21 protein-coding genes are annotated in these 19,289 nt (G+C 64.0%); 14 read left to right on the plus strand and 7 right to left on the minus strand.

All coding sequences use genetic code 11. The features are described 5' to 3' along the window. Positions 1-22: 22 nt before the first annotated feature. From XH85_RS21690 to XH85_RS21700, 3 genes are all read right to left on the minus strand, one after another. Entirely contained in the window at positions 23-1,303 is a 1,281-nt protein-coding gene (locus XH85_RS21690; protein WP_128933401.1) for an O-acetylhomoserine aminocarboxypropyltransferase, read from the minus strand. Between the two features lie 139 nt (positions 1,304-1,442). Beyond that, positions 1,443-2,027: a CoA-binding protein gene (locus tag XH85_RS21695; protein WP_091893390.1), complete on the minus strand. Its 585-nt coding sequence runs from the start codon at positions 2,025-2,027 to the stop codon at positions 1,443-1,445. A gap of 19 nt (positions 2,028-2,046) precedes the next feature. Next, positions 2,047-2,871 carry an enoyl-CoA hydratase gene (locus tag XH85_RS21700; RefSeq protein ID WP_164940809.1) on the minus strand — a complete coding sequence of 275 codons (825 nt, stop codon included), beginning with the start codon at positions 2,869-2,871 and terminating at the stop codon, positions 2,047-2,049. Between the two features lie 85 nt (positions 2,872-2,956). Here XH85_RS21700 and XH85_RS21705 point away from each other — a divergent pair, with 85 nt between their 5' ends. From XH85_RS21705 to XH85_RS21730, 6 genes are all read left to right on the plus strand, one after another. Then, positions 2,957-3,385: a PaaI family thioesterase gene (locus XH85_RS21705; RefSeq protein ID WP_128933403.1), complete on the plus strand. Its 429-nt coding sequence runs from the start codon at positions 2,957-2,959 to the stop codon at positions 3,383-3,385. Positions 3,386-3,541: 156 nt separating this feature from the next. After that, on the plus strand, positions 3,542-4,006 hold the full coding sequence (gene rplM, locus XH85_RS21710) for a 50S ribosomal protein L13 (protein ID WP_018642440.1): 465 nt from the start codon (positions 3,542-3,544) through the stop codon (positions 4,004-4,006). A gap of 1 nt (position 4,007) precedes the next feature. Next, positions 4,008-4,487, plus strand: a complete 480-nt coding sequence (gene rpsI / locus XH85_RS21715; RefSeq protein ID WP_027559530.1) for a 30S ribosomal protein S9 — start codon at positions 4,008-4,010, stop codon at positions 4,485-4,487. 229 nt (positions 4,488-4,716) lie between these two features. Beyond that, entirely contained in the window at positions 4,717-5,937 is a 1,221-nt protein-coding gene (locus XH85_RS21720) for a GGDEF domain-containing protein (RefSeq protein WP_128933404.1), read from the plus strand. Positions 5,938-5,996: 59 nt separating this feature from the next. Continuing rightward, on the plus strand, positions 5,997-6,233 hold the full coding sequence (locus XH85_RS21725) for a hypothetical protein (protein ID WP_091893392.1): 237 nt from the start codon (positions 5,997-5,999) through the stop codon (positions 6,231-6,233). A 116-nt stretch (positions 6,234-6,349) separates the two neighbouring features. Then, a complete protein-coding gene (locus XH85_RS21730; protein ID WP_091893338.1) occupies positions 6,350-6,646 on the plus strand; it encodes an antibiotic biosynthesis monooxygenase family protein in 297 nt (98 codons plus the stop codon). Positions 6,647-6,653: 7 nt separating this feature from the next. Here the strand turns inward: XH85_RS21730 and XH85_RS21735 are convergent, their stop codons facing one another. Continuing rightward, complete coding sequence (locus XH85_RS21735; protein ID WP_128933405.1) at positions 6,654-7,793, minus strand: AI-2E family transporter; 1,140 nt, start codon at positions 7,791-7,793, stop codon at positions 6,654-6,656. Between the two features lie 259 nt (positions 7,794-8,052). Here XH85_RS21735 and XH85_RS21740 point away from each other — a divergent pair, with 259 nt between their 5' ends. Next, positions 8,053-8,826, plus strand: a complete 774-nt coding sequence (locus XH85_RS21740) for a gamma-glutamyl-gamma-aminobutyrate hydrolase family protein (protein WP_128933406.1) — start codon at positions 8,053-8,055, stop codon at positions 8,824-8,826. 824 nt (positions 8,827-9,650) lie between these two features. Here the strand turns inward: XH85_RS21740 and XH85_RS21745 are convergent. After that, positions 9,651-10,628: a GlxA family transcriptional regulator gene (locus tag XH85_RS21745; RefSeq protein ID WP_128933407.1), complete on the minus strand. Its 978-nt coding sequence runs from the start codon at positions 10,626-10,628 to the stop codon at positions 9,651-9,653. A gap of 149 nt (positions 10,629-10,777) precedes the next feature. Between XH85_RS21745 and XH85_RS21750 the strand changes: the two genes are divergently transcribed. The 4 genes from XH85_RS21750 (at position 10,778) to XH85_RS21765 (ending at position 14,575) form a co-directional block, all read left to right on the plus strand. Continuing rightward, positions 10,778-11,032: a tautomerase family protein gene (locus tag XH85_RS21750; protein WP_128933408.1), complete on the plus strand. Its 255-nt coding sequence runs from the start codon at positions 10,778-10,780 to the stop codon at positions 11,030-11,032. A 180-nt stretch (positions 11,033-11,212) separates the two neighbouring features. After that, positions 11,213-12,595 (plus strand): NfeD family protein, encoded by a 1,383-nt coding sequence (locus XH85_RS21755; protein WP_128933409.1) that lies wholly within the window; start codon positions 11,213-11,215, stop codon positions 12,593-12,595. After that, positions 12,592-13,353 carry a slipin family protein gene (locus XH85_RS21760; protein WP_128933410.1) on the plus strand — a complete coding sequence of 254 codons (762 nt, stop codon included), beginning with the start codon at positions 12,592-12,594 and terminating at the stop codon, positions 13,351-13,353. Before XH85_RS21755 ends, XH85_RS21760 begins: the two co-directional genes overlap by 4 nt. A gap of 82 nt (positions 13,354-13,435) precedes the next feature. Beyond that, positions 13,436-14,575, plus strand: a complete 1,140-nt coding sequence (locus tag XH85_RS21765) for an asparaginase (RefSeq protein ID WP_128933411.1) — start codon at positions 13,436-13,438, stop codon at positions 14,573-14,575. 217 nt (positions 14,576-14,792) lie between these two features. On the opposite strand, the gene glnA is transcribed toward XH85_RS21765, so the two are convergent. Next, a complete protein-coding gene (glnA, locus tag XH85_RS21770; protein WP_128933412.1) occupies positions 14,793-16,202 on the minus strand; it encodes a type I glutamate--ammonia ligase in 1,410 nt (469 codons plus the stop codon). Positions 16,203-16,353: 151 nt separating this feature from the next. Further along, positions 16,354-16,692, minus strand: a complete 339-nt coding sequence (locus XH85_RS21775) for a P-II family nitrogen regulator (protein WP_091893396.1) — start codon at positions 16,690-16,692, stop codon at positions 16,354-16,356. A gap of 381 nt (positions 16,693-17,073) precedes the next feature. Here XH85_RS21775 and XH85_RS21780 point away from each other — a divergent pair, with 381 nt between their 5' ends. The 3 genes from XH85_RS21780 to XH85_RS21790 are packed head-to-tail and all read left to right on the plus strand — an operon-like array spanning position 17,074 to position 19,288. After that, entirely contained in the window at positions 17,074-18,573 is a 1,500-nt protein-coding gene (locus XH85_RS21780; RefSeq protein WP_128933413.1) for an NAD(P)H-hydrate dehydratase, read from the plus strand. Further along, positions 18,573-19,016 carry a type II toxin-antitoxin system RelE/ParE family toxin gene (locus XH85_RS46780; RefSeq protein ID WP_245474197.1) on the plus strand — a complete coding sequence of 148 codons (444 nt, stop codon included), beginning with the start codon at positions 18,573-18,575 and terminating at the stop codon, positions 19,014-19,016. Before XH85_RS21780 ends, XH85_RS46780 begins: the two co-directional genes overlap by 1 nt. Then, positions 18,977-19,288: an addiction module antidote protein gene (locus XH85_RS21790; protein WP_128933414.1), complete on the plus strand. Its 312-nt coding sequence runs from the start codon at positions 18,977-18,979 to the stop codon at positions 19,286-19,288. Before XH85_RS46780 ends, XH85_RS21790 begins: the two co-directional genes overlap by 40 nt. Position 19,289: the final 1 nt, after the last annotated feature.

A 19,289-nucleotide genomic window follows, 5' to 3' on the forward strand; every position in this document is an offset into this window, starting at 1 on the left:
CTCCGCCCCGGAATGATAAGAACTAAGCGCCCAGCGCCTGTTCCAGATCCGCGATCAGGTCTTCCTTGTCCTCGATGCCGATCGAGAGCCGCACCACGTCAGGGCCGGCGCCGGACCTGACTTTGGCGGCGTCGTCGAGCTGGCTATGCGTGGTCGAGGCCGGGTGGATCACCAGCGAGCGGGTGTCGCCGACGTTTGCCAGATGCGAAAACAGCTGCAACTTCGACACCAGGCTGACACCGGCGTCATAGCCTCCCTTGAGGCTGAAGGTGAACACGGCGCCCGCGCCCTTCGGCGCGTATTTGCGCGCGAGCTGATTGTACTTGTCGCTCGGAAGGCCTGCATAGCTGACCGAGGCCACCGCCGGATGGCCGGCGAGGAATTCGGCGACCGCCTTGGCATTGTCGCAGTGCTTCTGCATGCGCAGCGGCAGCGTCTCGATGCCGGTCAGGATCATGAAGGCGTTGAACGGGGAGAGCGCCGGTCCGAGGTCGCGCAAGCCCAGCACGCGGCAGGCGATCGCGAAGGCGAAATTGCCAAAGGTCTCCTGGAGGCGAATGCCGTGATATTCCGGCCGCGGCTCCGACAGCATCGGATATTTGCCGCCTATGGACCAGTCGAAGGTGCCGGCATCGACGATGATGCCGCCGAGCGAATTGCCATGGCCGCCCAAGAATTTCGTCAGCGAGTGCACGACGATGTCCGCGCCATGATCGATCGGGCGGATCAGATAGGGCGAGGCGAGCGTGTTGTCGACGATCAGCGGCACGCCGGCCTTGCGCGCCACCGTCGAGATCGCCTCGATGTCGGTGATGCTGCCGGCGGGATTGGCGATGGACTCGATGAAGATCGCCTTCGTGCGCGGCGTCACCGCGCGCTCGAAGCTTACGATGTCATCGGGGTCGGCCCACACCACGTTCCAGCCAAAGCTCTTGAACGCATGCGTGAACTGGTTGATCGAGCCGCCATAGAGCTTTCGCGCTGCGATGAATTCATCGCCGGGCTGGAGCAACTGCTGCAGCACCACGACCTGTGCGGCATGGCCCGAGGCCACCGCGAGCGCGGCCGTGCCGCCTTCGAGCGCAGCGACACGCTCCTCCAGCACCGCGTTGGTGGGATTGCCGATGCGGGTATAGATGTTGCCGAACGCCTGCAAGCCGAACAGCGAGGCGGCGTGGTCGGCATCGTTGAACACGAAAGACGTCGTTTGATAAATCGGAGTTGCGCGCGCACCGGTGGTGGGGTCGGGCTGTGCACCGGCATGCACGGCGAGCGTGGAAAATCCCGGAAGGCGATCGCTCATTGAGGGCGTCCTGTTCTCTTGGTCTGAAATCGCGCGGCATGCTGATCGCCACGGCGTCCGCCGTCAAGCTGCGGCTTCACATCGAAAACGATCGTGCTACGCATTGTCGCGATCGCGAAATGAATCCTACGCGATCGCGTCAGCTTTGCTCGGTCTTGTTTTTGGCGGCGCGATCTGATGCCGCGGTGTCGCCACCGCCGACACTCATCCGATTGAGGGATAGCCGCATGCCTTGCGTCGGTACCGGAGCGCGCTTGGAGCTGAGCGTGCGTGAATTCACGCCCATCCAGGAGATCTCGGACGACAAGCGGCCGTATTCGATCTTGGGGCAGCGGTTCATCACCACCTTGATACCGACGGACTCTGCCTTCGCCGCCGCAGCGTCGTCGCGCGCGCCAAGCTGCATCCAGATCACCTTCGGCAGTGGATCGAGCGTGAGCGCCTCTTCGACCACAGGCATGATGTGGCTGGAGTTGCGAAAAATGTCGATCATGTCGATCGGACGGCCGATGTCTGAGAGCGAGGCGACGAAGGGCTTTCCGAGCAGCTCCTTGCCGACGTGTCCGGGATTGACCGGGATCATGTCGTAGCCGCGCTGCGCTAGATATTTGAACGCAAAGTAGCTCGGCCGCACGTTGACCGGCGAGGCGCCGACCATCGCGATCGACTTCACGCTGTTGAGGATGCCGCGGATGTAATTGTCGGGATAGGCGTCGTGGTTCATCTCATATCTTTTCTTATTGTCATTCATCCCGCCATGTCGGCGTACGCTTTGCGATGAAGGCGCCAATGCCTTCCTCGGCGTCGCGCGCCATCATGTTCTCGGTCATCACCTCTGCCGCATGGCGATAGGCCTCGGCAAGACTCATCTCGGCCTGGCGATAGAATGCCTCCTTGCCGAGCTTGACGGTGTAGGCAGATTTCAGTGCGACCTGCTGTGCGAGCGCAATCGCGGCCTCGCGCTCGGTGCCAGCGGGGACGATGCGATTGACGAGGCCGATCTCGCGGGCGCGCGCGGCCGGGATCGGCTCGCCCGTCAGCAGCATCTCCATCGCCTGCTTGCGCGGCACGTTGCGCGACAGCGCCACCATCGGGGTCGAGCAGAACAGGCCGATGTCGACGCCGGGCGTGGCGAAGCTCGCCGCCTCCGAGGCGATCGCCAGATCGCAGCTTGCCACGAGCTGGCAGCCCGCCGCGGTGGCGATGCCTTGGACGGCAGCGACCACGGGCTTGGGCAGGCGCACAATCGCCTGCATCATGGCGCTGCACGCCGTCATGATCTGCGCAAAATAAGCCCGGCCGCGATCCGGATCGGTGCGGCGCGCGGTCAGTTCCTTCAGGTCGTGGCCGGCGGAAAAGGCGGGGCCGTTGGCTGCGATGACGGCCGCACGGATGTGCTTGTCTTCCGCGATCGCATTGAGGCTCGCATGCAGCTGTCCGATCATCGCCTCCGAAAGGCTGTTGCGCGCGGCTGGTCGGTTCAGCGTGAGCACGGCGACGCTGCCGACGATCTCGCGCAGCAGGATCGGCGGTTGCGGGGGGGGGGCACGGGCGGCCTGGGCGGACATCGAAGCGTTTCCAGTTGGATTATTGCAATTGGATGATGCAGATAACTTAATGTAACAGGGCAAGCGAAGCGAGGGTGGGAACAGCATGGCATTGGCGAAAATGAGCGTGGCGGAGGTCGAGCAGTTTCTGCGTGACGAATTTCCCCAGGCCTTCAGCGGCGATGACATCACGATCGAAAGCGCCGATGGCCAGACCTGCCTTTTGCGCCAGCGCTACAGCGAAAGGATGCTGCGACCGGGTGGAACCGTGTCTGGACCGACGCTGATGGCGCTGGCCGATTTCGCCATGTACGTGGTGCTGCTGTCCGCAATCGGGCCGATCGGGCTGGCGGTCACCACCAATCTCAACATCAACTTCCTGCGCAAGGGCCAGCCGGGGCAGGACGTGCTGGCCGAGGCCCGACTGCTCAAGCTCGGCAAGCGCCTGGCAGTGGGGGAGGTGAATCTCCTGTCGGGCACATCAGCCGATCCAATCGCCCATGTCACCTCGACCTATTCCATTCCAAATGTTTGAACTTTTTGCAGGTAATATAGCACCATATTTTTAAGTTATTGATTCTACGAATATAAATTCCGTCTTGGGGCATTGACCGCTGCGCCTCTCTTCTCTAGAAACCCGCCCAGTCCGGTGCGGTGTTCGCGCCGATGTCTCCCTCACGGAAATTCTGACATGAAAACCTTTTCGGCAAAGCCGGCCGAGGTGACGAAGAAGTGGGTGCTGATCGACGCCAAGGGTCTGGTCGTCGGCCGTCTCGCCACCATCGTCGCCATGCGGCTCCGCGGCAAGCACCTCCCGACCTACACCCCGCACGTCGATTGCGGCGACAACGTCATCATCATCAACGCCCAGCATGCGGTCCTCACCGGCCGCAAGCGCGAGCAGAAGACCTACTACAAGCACACCGGCTACGTCGGCCACGTCAAGGAGCGCACCGCGCGCCAGATCCTCGAAGGCCGTCATCCCGAGCGCGTGCTCGAGAAGGCCGTCGAGCGCATGATCCCGCGTGGTCCGCTCGGCCGCGTGCAGATGGGCAACCTGCGTGTCTACGGCGGCGCCGATCATCCGCACGAGGCGCAGCAGCCCGAGAAGATCGACATCGCCAAGTTGAACCGCAAGAACACGAGGGCCGCATAACATGGCCGAATCCATCCAGTCGCTCGACCAGCTCTCGCAGCTCAAGACGGCGGCCGCGCCCGAGGCGCCCAAGCACGAGAAGAAGGTCGACAAGTTCAACCGCGCCTATGCCACCGGCAAGCGCAAGGACGCGGTCGCCCGTGTCTGGATCAAGCCGGGCGCCGGCAAGGTCACCGTCAACGCGCGCGAGGTCGAGGTCTATTTCGCCCGTCCCGTGCTGCGCATGATGATCGAGCAGCCGTTCTCCGTGGCCCAGCGTTCCGGCCAGTACGACGTGATCTGCACGGTCGCCGGCGGTGGCCTGTCCGGCCAGGCTGGCGCCGTCCGTCACGGCATCTCCAAGGCGCTCACCTATTTCGAGCCGGAGCTGCGCAGCGTGCTCAAGAAGGGCGGCTTCCTCACCCGCGACTCGCGCGTGGTCGAGCGCAAGAAGTACGGCAAGGCCAAGGCCCGCCGGTCCTTCCAGTTCTCGAAGCGTTAATCGTTTCGATCACATTTGCCGCGAAAGCGGTTTCAATGAGATGCAAAAGGGCGCTGTTTTCAGCGCCCTTTTTGTTGTTCGTTTGTACGCAAATTGATGACGTGTTTCCCGAAAACTTGGGTCCACGCGAAAACCTGAATGGAACCCGCGAGACATAGCGTCACATTCGGAAGGGCGCGCAAATCGGCTGTGCCGATCGCGTAACTGCTATGTTTTAGAGGGGGCCGACATGATGTCGCTCGATAGCATCACGCTCTATTTGGTCGCCACCATGGTTGCCGCACTGCTCGGCGCCATGATGGTGTTTTTCGGCAGGCAGGAGAACAGCCCCGCGCTGAAATGGTGGGGCACCGCCTATCTCCTCGGCGCCGTCTCCGTTGCGCTATGGACTGCGGCCGGCGACAGGCTGGGGCCGCATCTCTATCTGGCGTTAAATGCCGTCGGCTTCGTCGCCTGCGGCATGGTGTGGAATGCGGCGCGCGTCTTCCATGGCCGCAAGCCGAACTGGCCCGGCCTCGTGCTCGGCGCGCTCGCCTGGGTCGCCGCCGTCACGCTGCTCGCCCCTGAGGCGTCCATGCTGCGGATGATCGTCGGTGCCGGCATCGTCTCGGTCTATGCGGCGCTGACCGCGAGCGAGCTCTGGACCGAACGGCGCAAGAGCATGCAACGGCGCTGGCCGGCCTTCGTGATGCCAGTGATGCACGGCTGCGCATTGATGCTGCCGATCGTGCTCGGCAGCTTCCTGCGCCCGCACGATGCGACCTTCTCGTCGAGCATCTGGGTCACCGTGTTCGCGGTCGAGCTCGTGCTTTATGCCGTCGGCACCGTGTTCGTGATCTTCATGCTGGTGTCCGAGCGCACGGTGACCGCGCACCGGACCGCCGCGTCGACCGATCCCCTGACCGGCATGCTCAACCGGCGCGGCTTCTCCGAGGCCTGCAGCCGGGTGATCGAGCGCGAGGCCAAGGCCGGGCGGCCGGTGACTGTGATGATCTTCGACATCGACCACTTCAAGTCGATCAACGATCGGTTCGGTCATCCCGCGGGCGACGAGATGCTGAGACTGTTCTCGACCGTCGTCGTCAGCAACTTGCGCATCTCCGATCTCTCGGGCCGCATCGGCGGCGAGGAGTTTGCGGCCTTGCTGCCGTGCTCGCTGGAAGAGGGGGTGCTGGTCGCCGAGCGTGTGCGCGAAGCGTTCGAGACCTCCGGCGTCGTGGTCGATGAAGGTCCAGTCGATACTACCGTCAGCATCGGCGTCGCCGGCGGTCCGGCCGGCACCGAGCTCGAGGTGCTGCTGGCTTCGGCCGACACCGCGCTCTACCAGGCCAAGCGCGGCGGCCGTAACCGCGTCGAGGCGGCGGAGGAGCTGCCGCTGTCGCTGGAGAACTGGCGTCGCCAAAGCGCTGCGCGGCCCGGTGCGCCGCAGGCGCGTCCGGCTACCGCCTGAGACGACAGGCGGCCTTGCGGTAATCCTCTGTTTACCATTCGATCCCTACCATCATGGTCATGGAATCGATCCGTCGACAGACCCCGCAGGCCGCCCTGATGTCACTCGAAGCCCAAGCTGCCTCGGCACGCGGCGGTTTCGCCTGTCTGTTCTCGACGGCGGACGAATACGAGAGCGCGCTGATCACGGAGCGTCGTGCGCAAGGACGATACGGCCAAGCCCGCAGCTACTGGCCGTTCGTGCTGTTCGTCGGCTGCGCGTTCATCGTGGCGGGCACCGTGCTGCTGCTTGCCTGAGAGGCTTGCATTCAAGAGACCTGCACTTTCCAGCCGTCCAGGCGTCGTTTCGGCGCCTTTTTCTTTTGCGCCGGCTGCGGTAGACACGCCCAGCGAACAAGAATGGGTGGAAACCGATGATCACAGAGATCGCGCAAATCGACGTCAAGCCGGGCAGCGAAAAGGATTTTGAGGCGGCCGTCGCCAAGGCCAAGGCCGCCTTCGGCCGCTCCAAGGGCTTTCACGGCTTCGAACTGCACAAGTCGATCGAGAAGCCGCAGCGCTACCGGCTGATGGTGAAGTGGGCGACCCTGGAGAGCCACACCGTCGATTTTCGCGGCTCCGAAAACTTCACCGAATGGCGCGGCCTCGTCGGGCAGTATTTTGCTTCGCCGCCCGAGGTCGAGCACACCGAGACCGTGCTGACGACCTGAGGCAGGCTCAGGCCACCTCGGCCAGAGACGGCGCCTCATATGTCTTGAAATGGTCGATCATGACCTTGGCGATGGCGACCAGTGGCAGCGCCAGCGCGAGGCCCCGGATTCCGAACACGACGCCAAGCAGGATCTGGAACGCGAACAGTGTGGCCGGCGGAATGTCCAGTGCCTGGCGCTGGAGGATCGGCGTCAGCACGTAGCTTTCCATGGCGTGGACGCCGAGGAACAGCAGCAGCGCGGACAGCGCCGCGATCCAGCCCGACGCAAGGCTCGCCAGCACCACGATGACCCCGGCGATGATGGCGCCGACGGTCGGGACAAAGGCGAGCAGGCCTGCCTGGATTCCCAGGATGAACGCGCCGGGGATGCCGATGACGGCAAGGCCGATCCAGGTCACCGCGCCGACCGCGAGCATGACCGTAATCTGCGCGATCAGCCAGCGCTCCAGCGTCTCGCTGATGCGGTCGATGATGAGGGTGATGCGCGTGCGATGTTTGGCCGGCGCGAGGAACAATAGGCCGTCGTGATAGACGCTGGGCTGGGCGGCGAAGGCGAGACCCAGGAACAGCACGATAAAAATGTTTCCGACACCGTGGATGGTGCCAAGCAGCAGCTTGAAGGTCTGGCTCACGATCGCTCCGCCGCTGGAGGCGAGCGCGCCGGCGCCGGGCAATGCACCGCGCGGGGGCGTTGCCGGTGAGGGCGTCGAGTCCGATGTTGTCGCCGCCGTGGCGTCAGGCGCCGCGTTGCCGAGATCGAAGAAGCTGGTGTCGATGCCGTGGCCTTCGAGGAAGGACCGGACGTTGGTGATCTGCGACTTGATGGTGTTGCTCAGCAGCGAGGCCTGCTCGGCGATGGTGGCACCGCCGAGATAGGCGACGCCCGCGAGCATCAGGGCGAGGGCGATGCAGACGACCGCGAGCCGGACGGGATGCGGCAGGTGCATGCGGCGGCCGAGCGCGCCCGTCAGCGCATTGAGGCCGAGGCCGAGCAGCATGCCGGTGAAGATCAGCAGCAAGGTGGCGGCAAAATACCAGGTGAAGACCAGCATCGCCGTGAACAGCACAACGCCGATGCCCCCGACCGAGATCGCCCAGGCGAGATCGGCACGGGGGCGGGGCCGTTCATCTGCGGGGATGGTCACATCGGGTCCTTTCGGCGGCTGCGGGGAGGCACTCTTTCGCGAAATCCCGCCTTGGATCAAGCCGGCCGATAACCGCCGGTTTGACGTTGTCCACGGTCTCGTCGGGCGAACGCCACCGGCGTGAACGGCGCCGCGGCCGCCCTCCGATCGGGCATTTGCGCGAAAATAGCATTGCCGTCCCGCGATCCCTTCTGTTGAATTTGTTCCACCCCAAGGGCATGTTTGGAGAATCTTCTTACGGAGGAGGTCGGAACGGGAGATGAGAAAGCCGGTCGTCGGCGTGATCGGGAATGCCCATCGCGTCGAAAATCGATTTCAGGTCCAGATGGTCGGCGAGCGAAATCTGCGCGCCGTGGCCGAGGTCTCCGGTGGCTTGCCGGTGATGTTCGCGGGCTCGCCCGACATCACCGATATCGGGGCGCTGCTCGATACCGTCGACGGCGTCATCCTCACCGGCGCCCGGGCCAACGTGCACCCGACGCGTTTCAACGTCGATCCCTGCGAGAAGCACGAGCCCTACGACATCCACCGCGACGAGGTCGCGCTGGCGCTCTCGGTTGCCTGCGTCGCCCGCGGCATCCCCCTGTTCGGCATCTGCCGCGGCCTCCAGGAGATGAACGTCGCCTTCGGCGGCTCGCTCCACCCCGAGATCCGCGAAATCCCCGGCCGCATGAATCACCGCATGCCCCGGCTCGAGAACGGCGAGATCCATCCCGATCCGACCGTGGTGTTCGCCGACCGTCACGACGTCGACCTGACGCCGGGCGGGGCGTTCGCGAAGATCCTCGGCTGCAAGAAGATCCGGGTGAATTCGCTGCATGGCCAGGGCATCCTCGAGCCCGGCAAGCGCGTGCTGATCGAGGGGGTCGCCGAGGACGGCACCATCGAAGCGATCCGCATCGCGGAAGCCCCGACCTTCGCGCTCGGCGTGCAATGGCACGCCGAATACGATCCGCAGCACAATCCGATCAATCGCAAGCTGTTCGAGGCCTTTGGCGAGGCGCTCGTGGCGCGGCAGAAGGCGGTGGCGTAGGCTAAGCACACGTCGAGGCTTTGGGGCCGACTCTCGGCACGCCGTCATTGCGAGCCAACGGGTCCGACGAATTCAATTCATCGAGCTCATGCTAGGCATGTACGCTGAGGAGCCGATCAATTCGATCTGCCGGAACGAGCTCCATTAGGTCTGCATGGCTGCTACACCATCGATCGCTGCGGGCCTATAAAGGGGCTGGACCGCCGCGCGCGGTGAGCGCCCGTGCGTACCACCCATTTTCATAGAACTAGATTGTAACTGCCCCACGTAGCTTAATTCGGTTGTGAGGGCTTAACTCATGACGAAGCACTTTTCGAAACGCATCGTGACTGATGTGTTCGTAGTCGTCATATCGGTGGTGACAATCACGATTGCAGCGACCTCATTGGGTGAGCCCATTTTGTCAAGCATCGCGGCTTCTATTCCGGGCCCATTTCATCTTGCGATGGAAAACACACTTGGAAGTGCCGGGCCGAGCACACCGAAGCAGGCCTCCGCGCAAACAGGTTGTCGGCTTCGATCTGCTCCTCCGCAATGGAACGTGGACTGGCTTTTCCGGCCGCCTGCCGCTCCCGCACGATGAATTGCGATTCCAATTGAGGGCGCGGCAAAGGTGGGCGGCCCGTGTTTCGCCCATGCGCCTTCCAAATCTCGGGCGGCATAAACCAATCAGTAGGAATTGGTCCGTCCCGATTTTCGCGGCGCTGATTTGTTCTTTGAGAACGAAGTGGAGTCAGATGCAGAACGAAAGCTGACGGTGAGGTGCAAGTTCATCCAGTGCGGTTGAATCGTAGGCGCGCTCAGTTGGTCGTCTGGCGTCAGCCTCACACCGTCCGCTCCACCCGCCGCGTGCGGTAGGCCTGCGGCGACATCAGGGTCAGCTTGCGGAATGCCTTGCGAAAGCTGCTTTCGTCCTCGTAGCCGGCCGCCCGCGCGATGGTCTTGACCGGCTGAGCCGTCGTCTCCAGCAGCGTGCGCGCGTGCTCGACGCGGCGGCGCGTGATGAAGGCCTGCGGCGGCTCGTGCGCGAGCTCTTGAAACTTCCGGTTCAGCGTGCGCTCGCTGAGGCCGAGTGCGTCGGCGAGGCGCTTGACCGTCATCGGACGCTTGCCCGCGCGCCGTACCAGCAGGTCGGCCCTGGTCAGCAGCGGATCCTGCGACAGCAGGTAACCGACGGGCATGAAGATCGACTGGCTGCGCTGCGCGGTGTCGATGACGACGTAATCGGCGCACAACTTTGCGATCCCCTTGCCGTCGACCATCTCGATCAGTCTGAGCAGGAGGTCGACCCACGACATCGGTCCGGCCGCGCAGACGAGGCGGTCCGCGCAGGTGATGACGGCGTCCGGGGCGAGGTCGATCGCGGGATGGCGTTGCCGCAGCTCGTTTTGCAGCCACCAGGTGATGGTGGCGCGGCGGTTGTCGAGCAGGCCGGCGCCGGCCAGCAGGAAGACGCCGCTGCAAAATGCCCCGATCAGCCGGCCATTTGCGTGCTGCTGCCGGAGCCAGGCGCCAGCGCGGGCATATTGCGGTTGCAGCCGCGCGGCCGTGACGTGGTCGACGAGATTGCCGGGGACGATGATCGCGTCGAAGCTGCCGCGGCTCGTGATCGCGCCATCGACCGAAACCAACTGGCCGCCGCCGGCGCGCACCGCCTTGCCATCGAGCGAGAGCGTCTGGCAGGCGAAGCGGGATTTTGCTCCGCTCTGCTGCATCACGTGGTTGGCGAGCGACAGGATGTCGGCGACGCCGGCGATCGCCGAATGCATGCAGCCTTCCAGCGCCAGAATTGCGAGCTTCATAGGACCTCCGGGCGATGCGACGATCCTATCCGATCGGCGTACGGGTGCGTGGCGGAAATTGCCCGATCTCTGTCTTATCCGCCACTGCCTGGCCGCCGCTGACCGGTCCAATCTGCCGCCGTCGTCACACGACATGATTGGAGAAAGACATGCCTTACGTCACCATTTCCACCGTCCGCGGCATCCTGGACGCCGCGCAGAAGAAGACGCTGCTCGAACGCGTCACCGACCTCCTGGTCGAGGTCGAAGGGCAGGGCAACCCCGATTTCCGCCGCAACGTCTGGGTGAGGATCGAGGAGCAGGAGCCCTCGCACTGGTCGCTCGGCGGCATGCAGCCGACGAGCGAGATCATCGCGAGCACGTTCGGACCGATCGGCGCGGACGGCGTGAGGGTGGCACGGTAGCAGCGCCTGGCGCAGGGCGGATCAGCCGTACGCAGGTCCGCCACTGCCTCTGCTCAACCGATCACATCGCCACCCTGCATGGCCATTTGCATTGCGTTGCACAATCGCGACGTTGGCCTCCACGCGCAGCATTGAGGTTCACAAGGGGAACACCATATGCTCTGCAAGGGAGCCCTTGCCGTGCAAACCATGAAGGCGGCCCTCGTTGCGGCGATCACCGTCGTGGCATTGACCTGCTGCCTCCTTCCCAGCTCAGCGGAGGAGAGCGGCCGCCTTGCACTGGTTGTTTCGATCGACGGGGCCATCGGCCCTGCGTCAGCCAGCTACGTGCGGGAGGCTTTGGCCAAGGCGAGCGAACGGCGCGCCGAGGTCGTGCTTCTGAGAATGAACACGCCCGGCGGTCTCAATTCCAGCATGCGCGAGATCATCGCGGATGTGCTCGCCTCGCCCATCCCCGTCATCGGCTACGTCGCTCCCTCCGGCGCCCACGCGGCGAGTGCCGGGACCTATATCCTTTATGCGACCCACATCGCGGCGATGGCACCAGGCACCAATATCGGTGCGGCGACGCCGGTGCAGATTGGCGGACCGTTGCCGGGCCTGCCGAGCGGCACACCCGACAAGGATGGCAAAGACAAGAAGGACGAGCCGAAGGATGCGATGACGGCGAAGGCCACGAACGATGCCGTCGCCTTTATCCGCAGCCTCGCCGAGCTGCGCAGCCGCAATGCGGACTGGGCGGAGAAGGCGGTCCGTGAGGCCGCCACTCTCTCTGCCAACGGCGCGCTAGAGGCCCATGCCATCGATCTCGTCGCGCGGGACCAGGCTGAATTGCTGCGGCAGCTCGATGGCCGTGCGGTGGAGGTTGCAGGCGGCAAGACGCAGCGCCTCGCCACGAAGGATGCGGTCGTCGAAGCCATCGAGCCGGGACGGATATCCCGCTTCCTGGCGGTCATCACCGATCCGAACGTGGCGTTCATTCTCCTGATGGTCGGCATCTACGGTCTGATCTTCGAGTTCATGTCTCCCGGAGCCGTCGCTCCCGGAGTCGTCGGCGCGATCTGCCTGCTGATCGGCCTCTATGCGCTCAATTTGCTGCCGATCAACTATGCCGGCCTCGCCCTGATGCTGGTCGGACTCGTGCTTCTCACCGTCGAAGCCTTCAATCCAACGGTGGTGATCGGTCTCGGAGGGATCATCGCTTTCGTGCTGGGTGCGCTGATGCTGTTCAGGGTCGAGGCGCCCGGCTACCAGCTGTCGTGGTGGGTGATCGGCATCACTACAGCTGTGTTCGTCGGCTTCGCTCTGGTCGTGCTTGGTTCGCTTCGGCGGGCCGCCAAGGCTCCTGAACGGGTCGGCGCGCAGGCCATGCGAGGCTTGTCCGCCGAAATTCTCGACTGGAACGGGAACGAGGGTCATGTGTTCGCCCATGGTGAACGCTGGCAGGCGCGCGGCGCCGACGCGTTCGAGCCCGGAGAGACGGTCGAAGTTACCAGCGTCGTCGACCTGACGCTGCTGATACGGCGCGCACCGGCGAGGACCGGTGAGGGAGGTACATCATGATGCTGGAATATCTGACCTATGCGGCGCTCGCGCTGCTAGTCGTCATATTTCTGTCCCAGGCCATTCGAATCCTGCGCGAATATGAGCGCGGCGTCGTCTTTACGCTCGGCCGCTTTACCGGTGTGAAGGGCCCTGGCCTCATCATCCTCATTCCGATCGTGCAGCAACTCGTCAAGGTCGACCTCCGGGTGATGGTGCAGGTCGTGCCGCCGCAGGACGTGATTTCGCGGGACAACGTGTCCGTCAAGGTCAACGCTGTTCTGTACTTCCGGATCGTCGACCCCGAGCGCGCCATCATCAAGGTCGGTGATTACATGGCGGCCACCAGCCAGCTCGCCCAGACCACGTTGCGTTCGGTGCTCGGCAAGCACGAGCTCGACGAGATGCTTGCCGAGCGCGACAGGTTGAACGCCGACATCCAGGAGATCCTCGACAAGCAGACTGACGTCTGGGGCATCAAGGTCACCGGCATAGAGATCAAGGACGTCGATATCAACGAAACCATGGTGCGTGCGATTGCCAAACAGGCCGAGGCCGAGCGCTTGCGGCGGGCCAAGGTGATCAATGCGATGGGCGAGCAGCAGGCCGCCGAAAAGCTCGTCGAAGCCGGCCGGATCCTCGCGCAGGAGCCTCAGGCCATGCAGCTGCGTTACTTCGCGGCTCTGCACGACATAGCCGGCGAACGGTCGTCGACTGTCGTGTTTCCGCTGCCGACGGGCTTGCTCGACCATTTGATGCCGCGGCCTAACAACCCGTAGCCGTAAGCCGCGAAGATGACCCATCTTCGGCCCAAATGGGCGTGTCGAATGTTGATGCCTACTTAAACGGGAGCAACATTCGATGACCAAGCACGCCGTCAGCCCACCAAGCCGCCGCCAACGTCGGACATTCATGCTTGCCGTTCCGCTGGTCGCCTTCGCACTTTGTTCGTGGCCGATCGGCGGAGCGGCGCATGCCGCAGAGCCCGGTAAGGACACCCTTGCCGCCAATCTGCCCCGCATTCTCGTGCTGGCGACGGGCGGCACCATCGCGGGCCAGGCCGACCCGCGCGCGACGGGTGCGTACAAATCCGGCCAGATCACGGGCGAGCAGCTGATGCAGTCAGTGCCGGGCCTGGACAAGCTGGCGAAGCTGAACGCCGAGCAGATTTCGTCGATCGGATCCCAGGACATGAACGACAAGGTCTGGTTTGCGCTAGCCCGCCGCATCCAGGAGGCCTTCGACAAGAATGAAGCCGACGGCGTCGTCATCACCCACGGCACCGATACGCTGGAGGAGACCGCGTTCTTTCTCGACAACGTGGTGCGCGGCGACAAGCCCGTGGTGATCGTCGGCTCGATGCGGCCGGCCACGGCGGTGAGCGCGGACGGCCCCGGCAATCTCTACGAGGCGGTGCAGGTGGCCGCCGATCCGCGCTCGCGCGGGCGGGGCGTCATGGCCGTGTTGAACGACAAGATTCAGGGCGCCCGCTCGGTCACCAAGACCAACACCACGAGCATCGAGACGTTCAATACGTCCAATGACGGGCCGATCGGCTATGTCGACACCGCCGGCGGCATCCGTTTCATGACCCAGGCCGCCGGTTTCAAGCGCGCGACCTATCAGCTGCCGGCAGGCGAGCAATTGCCGCGCGTCGCGATCGTCTACTCGCACGCCAATATGGATGCCGTTCCGATCGAGGACGCCATCTCGCACGGCGCCAAGGGCATCGTGCTCGCCGGCGTCGGCGACGGCAATACGTCCAAGCCCGCCCTCGAAGCGCTCGAAGCGGCGGCGAAGAAGGGCATCATCGTGGTGCGCTCCACGCGGGTTCGATCCGGCTTCGTGACGCGAAACGTCGAGGTCGACGACGACAAGAACGGATTCGTCGTGTCCGAGGACCTCAATCCCCAGAAGGCGCGCGTTCTCACCCAATTGCTGATCGCGAGCGGTGTGACGGCGCCGGCTGATCTGCAGCGGGCGTTCACGGCAACGTGGTAGCGGCTGGCTCGTATCTTAGCTTAGCGGGTTGCGCAAAGCGCAAATCGCTAGGCGTAACCCACCAACTTCGTTCTGCATTTGCTGAAGCATGGTGGGTTACGCCAGCGGACTGCGCTTCGCGCAGCCGCCAGCTAACCCACCCTACAGACCCAACGGCCCAAACGAAAAGGCGCTCCTTTCAGAGCGCCTTTTGCTTGCCGTATGGCGTTCGGGCCGATCAGCCCGAATAGTACATGTCGAATTCGATCGGATGCGGGGTCATCTCGAAGCGCTCGACTTCGGTCATCTTCAGCTCGATATAGGCGTCGATGAAATCGTCGTCGAACACGCCGCCGGCCTTGAGGAAGGCGCGGTCCTTGTCGAGATTCTCGAGGGCTTCACGCAAGCTGCCGCACACCGTCGGGATCTGCTTCAGCTCTTCCTTCGGCAAGTCGTAGAGATCCTTGTCCATCGCCGGGCCCGGATCGATCTTGTTCTTGATGCCGTCGAGACCGGCCATCAGCATCGCGGCGAAGCCGAGATAGGGGTTGGCGAGCGGATCGGGGAAGCGCACCTCGACGCGCTTGGCCTTCGGCGAAGCGGTGTAGGGGATGCGGCAGGAGGCCGAGCGGTTGCGCGCGGAGTAGGCGAGCAGCACGGGGGCCTCATAGCCCGGGACCAGGCGCTTGTAGGAGTTGGTCGAGGGATTGGTGAAGGCGTTGATCGCCTTGGCGTGCTTGATGATGCCGCCGATGTAGTGGAGGCAGGTCTCCGACAGGTCGGCGTATTTGTTGCCGGCGAACACCGGCTTGCCTTCCTTCCAGATCGACTGGTGCACGTGCATGCCCGAACCGTTGTCGCCATAGACCGGCTTCGGCATGAAGGTGGCGGTCTTGCCGTAGATGTGCGCAACCTGGTGGATGCAGTACTTGTAGATCTGGAGGTGGTCGGCCATCAGCGTCAGCGTGTCGAACTTCATGCCGAGCTCGTGCTGGGCGGAGGCGACCTCGTGGTGATGCTTCTCGACCTTGACGCCCATCTTGGCCATGGCCCCGAGCATCTCCGAGCGCATGTCCTGCACGGAGTCCTGCGGCGGAACCGGGAAGTAGCCGCCCTTGGTGCGGACGCGGTGGCCGAGATTGCCGCCTTCATATTCGGTGTCGGAGTTGGTCGGCAGCTCCGAGGAGTCGAGGCGGAAACCGGTGTTGTAGGGGGTCGAGGAGAAGCGCACGTCGTCGAACACGAAGAACTCGGCCTCGGGTCCGACGAAGACGGTGTCGCCCACGCCCATCGACTTCACCATCGCCTCGGCCTTCTTGGCGATGCCGCGGGGGTCGCGGTTGTAGGGCTCGCCGGTGGTCGGCTCGAGCACGTCGCAGGTGATGACCATCGTGGTCTCGGCGAAGAACGGATCGATCGTCGCAGTCACCGGATCGGGCATCAGGCACATGTCGGACTCGTTGATCGCCTTCCAGCCGGCGATCGAGGAGCCGTCGAACATCGTCCCTTCGGCGAAAATGTCCTCATCGATCATGCTGACGTCGAACGTCACATGCTGCCACTTGCCGCGCGGATCGGTGAAGCGCAGGTCGACGTATTTGACGTCGTTGTCCTTGATCGATTTCAGGACGTCTTTGGCGGTCTTCATGCATACCCCTTTTGGCTCTGCGGGTCGGTTTCCAGATGAGCAAGATTATTCTCGCTTGGGCGAGTTTGGCGCGACCGCACAAACGAAATCAGGCCGCCGAAGCAGCCTTATTTCCTGTCAGAGTGTCGCAAAACGCGGGATAGCACCCGGCTCAGATAGCGTCCAGCCCGGATTCGCCGGTTCGGATGCGGATCGCCTCTTCGACGTTGGAGACGAAGATCTTGCCGTCCCCGATGCGCCCGGTCTGCGCGGCGCGGCGGATCGCCTCGATGGCGCGCTCGACCAGATCGTCGCCGATCACGATCTCGATCTTCACCTTGGGCAGGAAGTCGACGATGTATTCTGCGCCGCGGTAGAGTTCGGCGTGACCCTTCTGCCGGCCAAAGCCCTTGGCCTCGGTGACGGTGATGCCCTGAAGGCCGACTTCCTGAAGCGCTTCCTTCACCTCGTCGAGCTTGAATGGCTTGATGATGGCTTCGATTTTCTTCACTGCGCGCCTCCCGGCCTCTCGATCAAATAGCAACGTCTTCGTCAGGATGCGCTTTGTCACGCACGATCTTGTCTTCGCTATGCCGGGATGCCTGACCAGCCCGGCAACGACGGCCGGCCACACCCTGATGAATGCCAGTGAGCACGACAAACCGAAGCGGCTTCCTCGAAAGCAGGGTCTATGCCAAGTTGCAAATGCCCTGATTATTGGAGCGTTATCAGCCTTTTAACGAGCACAATCTGATAGGTGGCGCCGACCGGCCCAAAATACCGAAGACTACGAAATAGGCAAACGGTTCAATATGTGTGCAGATCATTGTTCCGTGGGATGGGTCGGCACGGAACGTGCCCGTTGAACGGGCGTTTGGACCAGGGAAGTGGCATGGAAGTTCTGACCAACACTGAAATGCAGCGCGCCGATCAGCTCAGTATCGCGGCAGGCACGCCCGGCTTCAAGCTGATGCTCAGCGCCGGCCAGGCGGTCGCCGAGGCGGCCAATGCGCTGGTCGAGGAGGGGCCGATCCTGATCGTCGCCGGCCCGGGCAACAATGGCGGCGACGGTTTTGTCGCAGCCGCCGAGCTCGCCGCCCAGGGCCGCGAGGTCTCGGTGATCCTGATGTGCGAGCGCGACCAGCTCCAGGGTGACGCCGCTTCCGCCGCACGCGGCTGGAAGCACCCGGTGCTCCCGTTCAATCCGCAGGCGATCGGAAGGCCGGCGCTGATCATCGATGCCCTGTTCGGCGCGGGCCTCAGCCGTCCCGTCGTTGGCGAGGCGCGCGCCATGATCGAGGCGATCAACGCCAACGGCGCCTTGGTGCTGGCCGTCGACCTGCCGAGCGGCATCAACGGAACCAGCGCCGCCGTGATGGGCGCGGCCGTGAATGCCACCGAGACCGTGACCTTCTTCCGCAAGAAGCCGGCGCATCTGTTGCTGCCCGGCCGCATGCATTGCGGCCGTGTGCGCGTCGCCGACATCGGCATCGACGCGAGCGTACTGGACGAGATCGCCCCGCAGCTCTTCGAGAACGATCCGGATTTCTGGGGCGCCGCCTTTCCGGTGCCGCGCATCGACGGCCACAAATTCGCGCGAGGCCATGTGCTGGCCGTCTCCGGTGACGCAGCCGCGACCGGCGCTGCGCGGCTCGCCGCGCGCGGGGCGCTGCGGGCCGGCGCGGGCCTCGTGACGCTGGCGACCCCGCGCGATGCGCTCGCGATCAATGCGGGCGCGCTGACTGCGGTGATGGTTCGCCCGGTCGACACCGCAATCGAGTTCGGCGAGATCCTCGGCGACAAGCGCTATAACACCTGCATGATCGGCCCCGGCGCGGGCATTGGCGAGCGCACCTGCGATCTCGTTCATACCGCGCTGACGGCGCAGCGGCATCTGGTGCTGGACGCGGACGCGCTGACGAGCTTTGCCGCAAAGCCCGAGCGGCTGTTCGAATCGATCAAGTCCTCGCAGGACAATGCGGTGGTGCTGACCCCGCACGAGGGCGAGTTTCCGCGGCTGTTCTCGGATCTCAGCAACAAGCATCCCGGCCGGTCCAAGCTCGAGCGCGTGCGTGCCGCCGCCGAGCGCTGCGGCGCTGTCGTGCTGCTGAAGGGACCGGACACGACCGTCGCGGCCCCTGACGGCCGCGCCACCATCGCCGCCAACGCGCCGCCCTGGCTCGCCACCGCCGGTGCCGGCGACGTGCTCTCGGGCATCATCGCTGGCCTCCTGGCGCAAGGCGTGCCGGCCTTTGAGGCCGCCAGCATCGGCGTCTGGATGCACGGCGAGGCAGGAAGCGAAGCGGGGCCGGGGCTGATCGCGGAAGACCTCACCGAGACGCTGCCGGCCGTGCACCGGCGCGTCTATGATGCGCTCGGGGTGGAGTACTAGTGCTGCGGCAGCTCGCGCTCGCGGACATGGATGCGGCCGCCCAGGTCCATCGGATTGCGTTCGACCAGGCGATGCCGTGGCTCGCCGGGTTGCACAGGCCGGACGAGGACCGCTGGTTCTACCGCGAGCGTATTTTTCCGACCTGCCGCGTGTGGGGACGCTTCGACGACGCAGTGCTCAGCGGGATCATTGCGTTCCGTAAGGGCTGGATCGAGCAGCTCTACGTGCTTCCGGTTGCCCAAGGCGATGTCGGGCCGGTGGGCGATGGAGTGAGCGAACTGCGTATCCATTACGGCCCCGGCTATCGCATCTATTTTCAGAAGCGGGGCAACACGATCATTGTTTTGGCTGTGTGGTGGCGACAAGAGCACGCAGGCCAAAGACATTTCGGCGGCCAAGCGCCTTGCCGAGATCTGGAGCGAATGAGAAGGGCGAGACGCTGACGACTTACGATCCGGCCGAAGACCTTCAGTCCGACGAAGCCATTGCCGTGTTCATGGAAGAGGCGTTCAAGACTGAGGACGCCGCCTACATCGCGCACGCGCTTGGCGTCGTTGCCCGTGCCAAGGGGATGACGCAGATCGCCAAGGAGACCGGTCTTTCTCGCGAGCAGCTTTATCGCTCGTTCAGCACCAACGGCAATCCGACGCTCAAAACGACGATCGCGGTGATGAAGGCCCTCGGAATCGAACTGACGGCCAAACCGCACGCTTAGC

The sequence above is a fragment of the Bradyrhizobium zhanjiangense genome (genome assembly GCF_004114935.1).
In the GTDB taxonomy this organism is placed as follows: Bacteria; Pseudomonadota; Alphaproteobacteria; order Rhizobiales; family Xanthobacteraceae; genus Bradyrhizobium; species Bradyrhizobium zhanjiangense.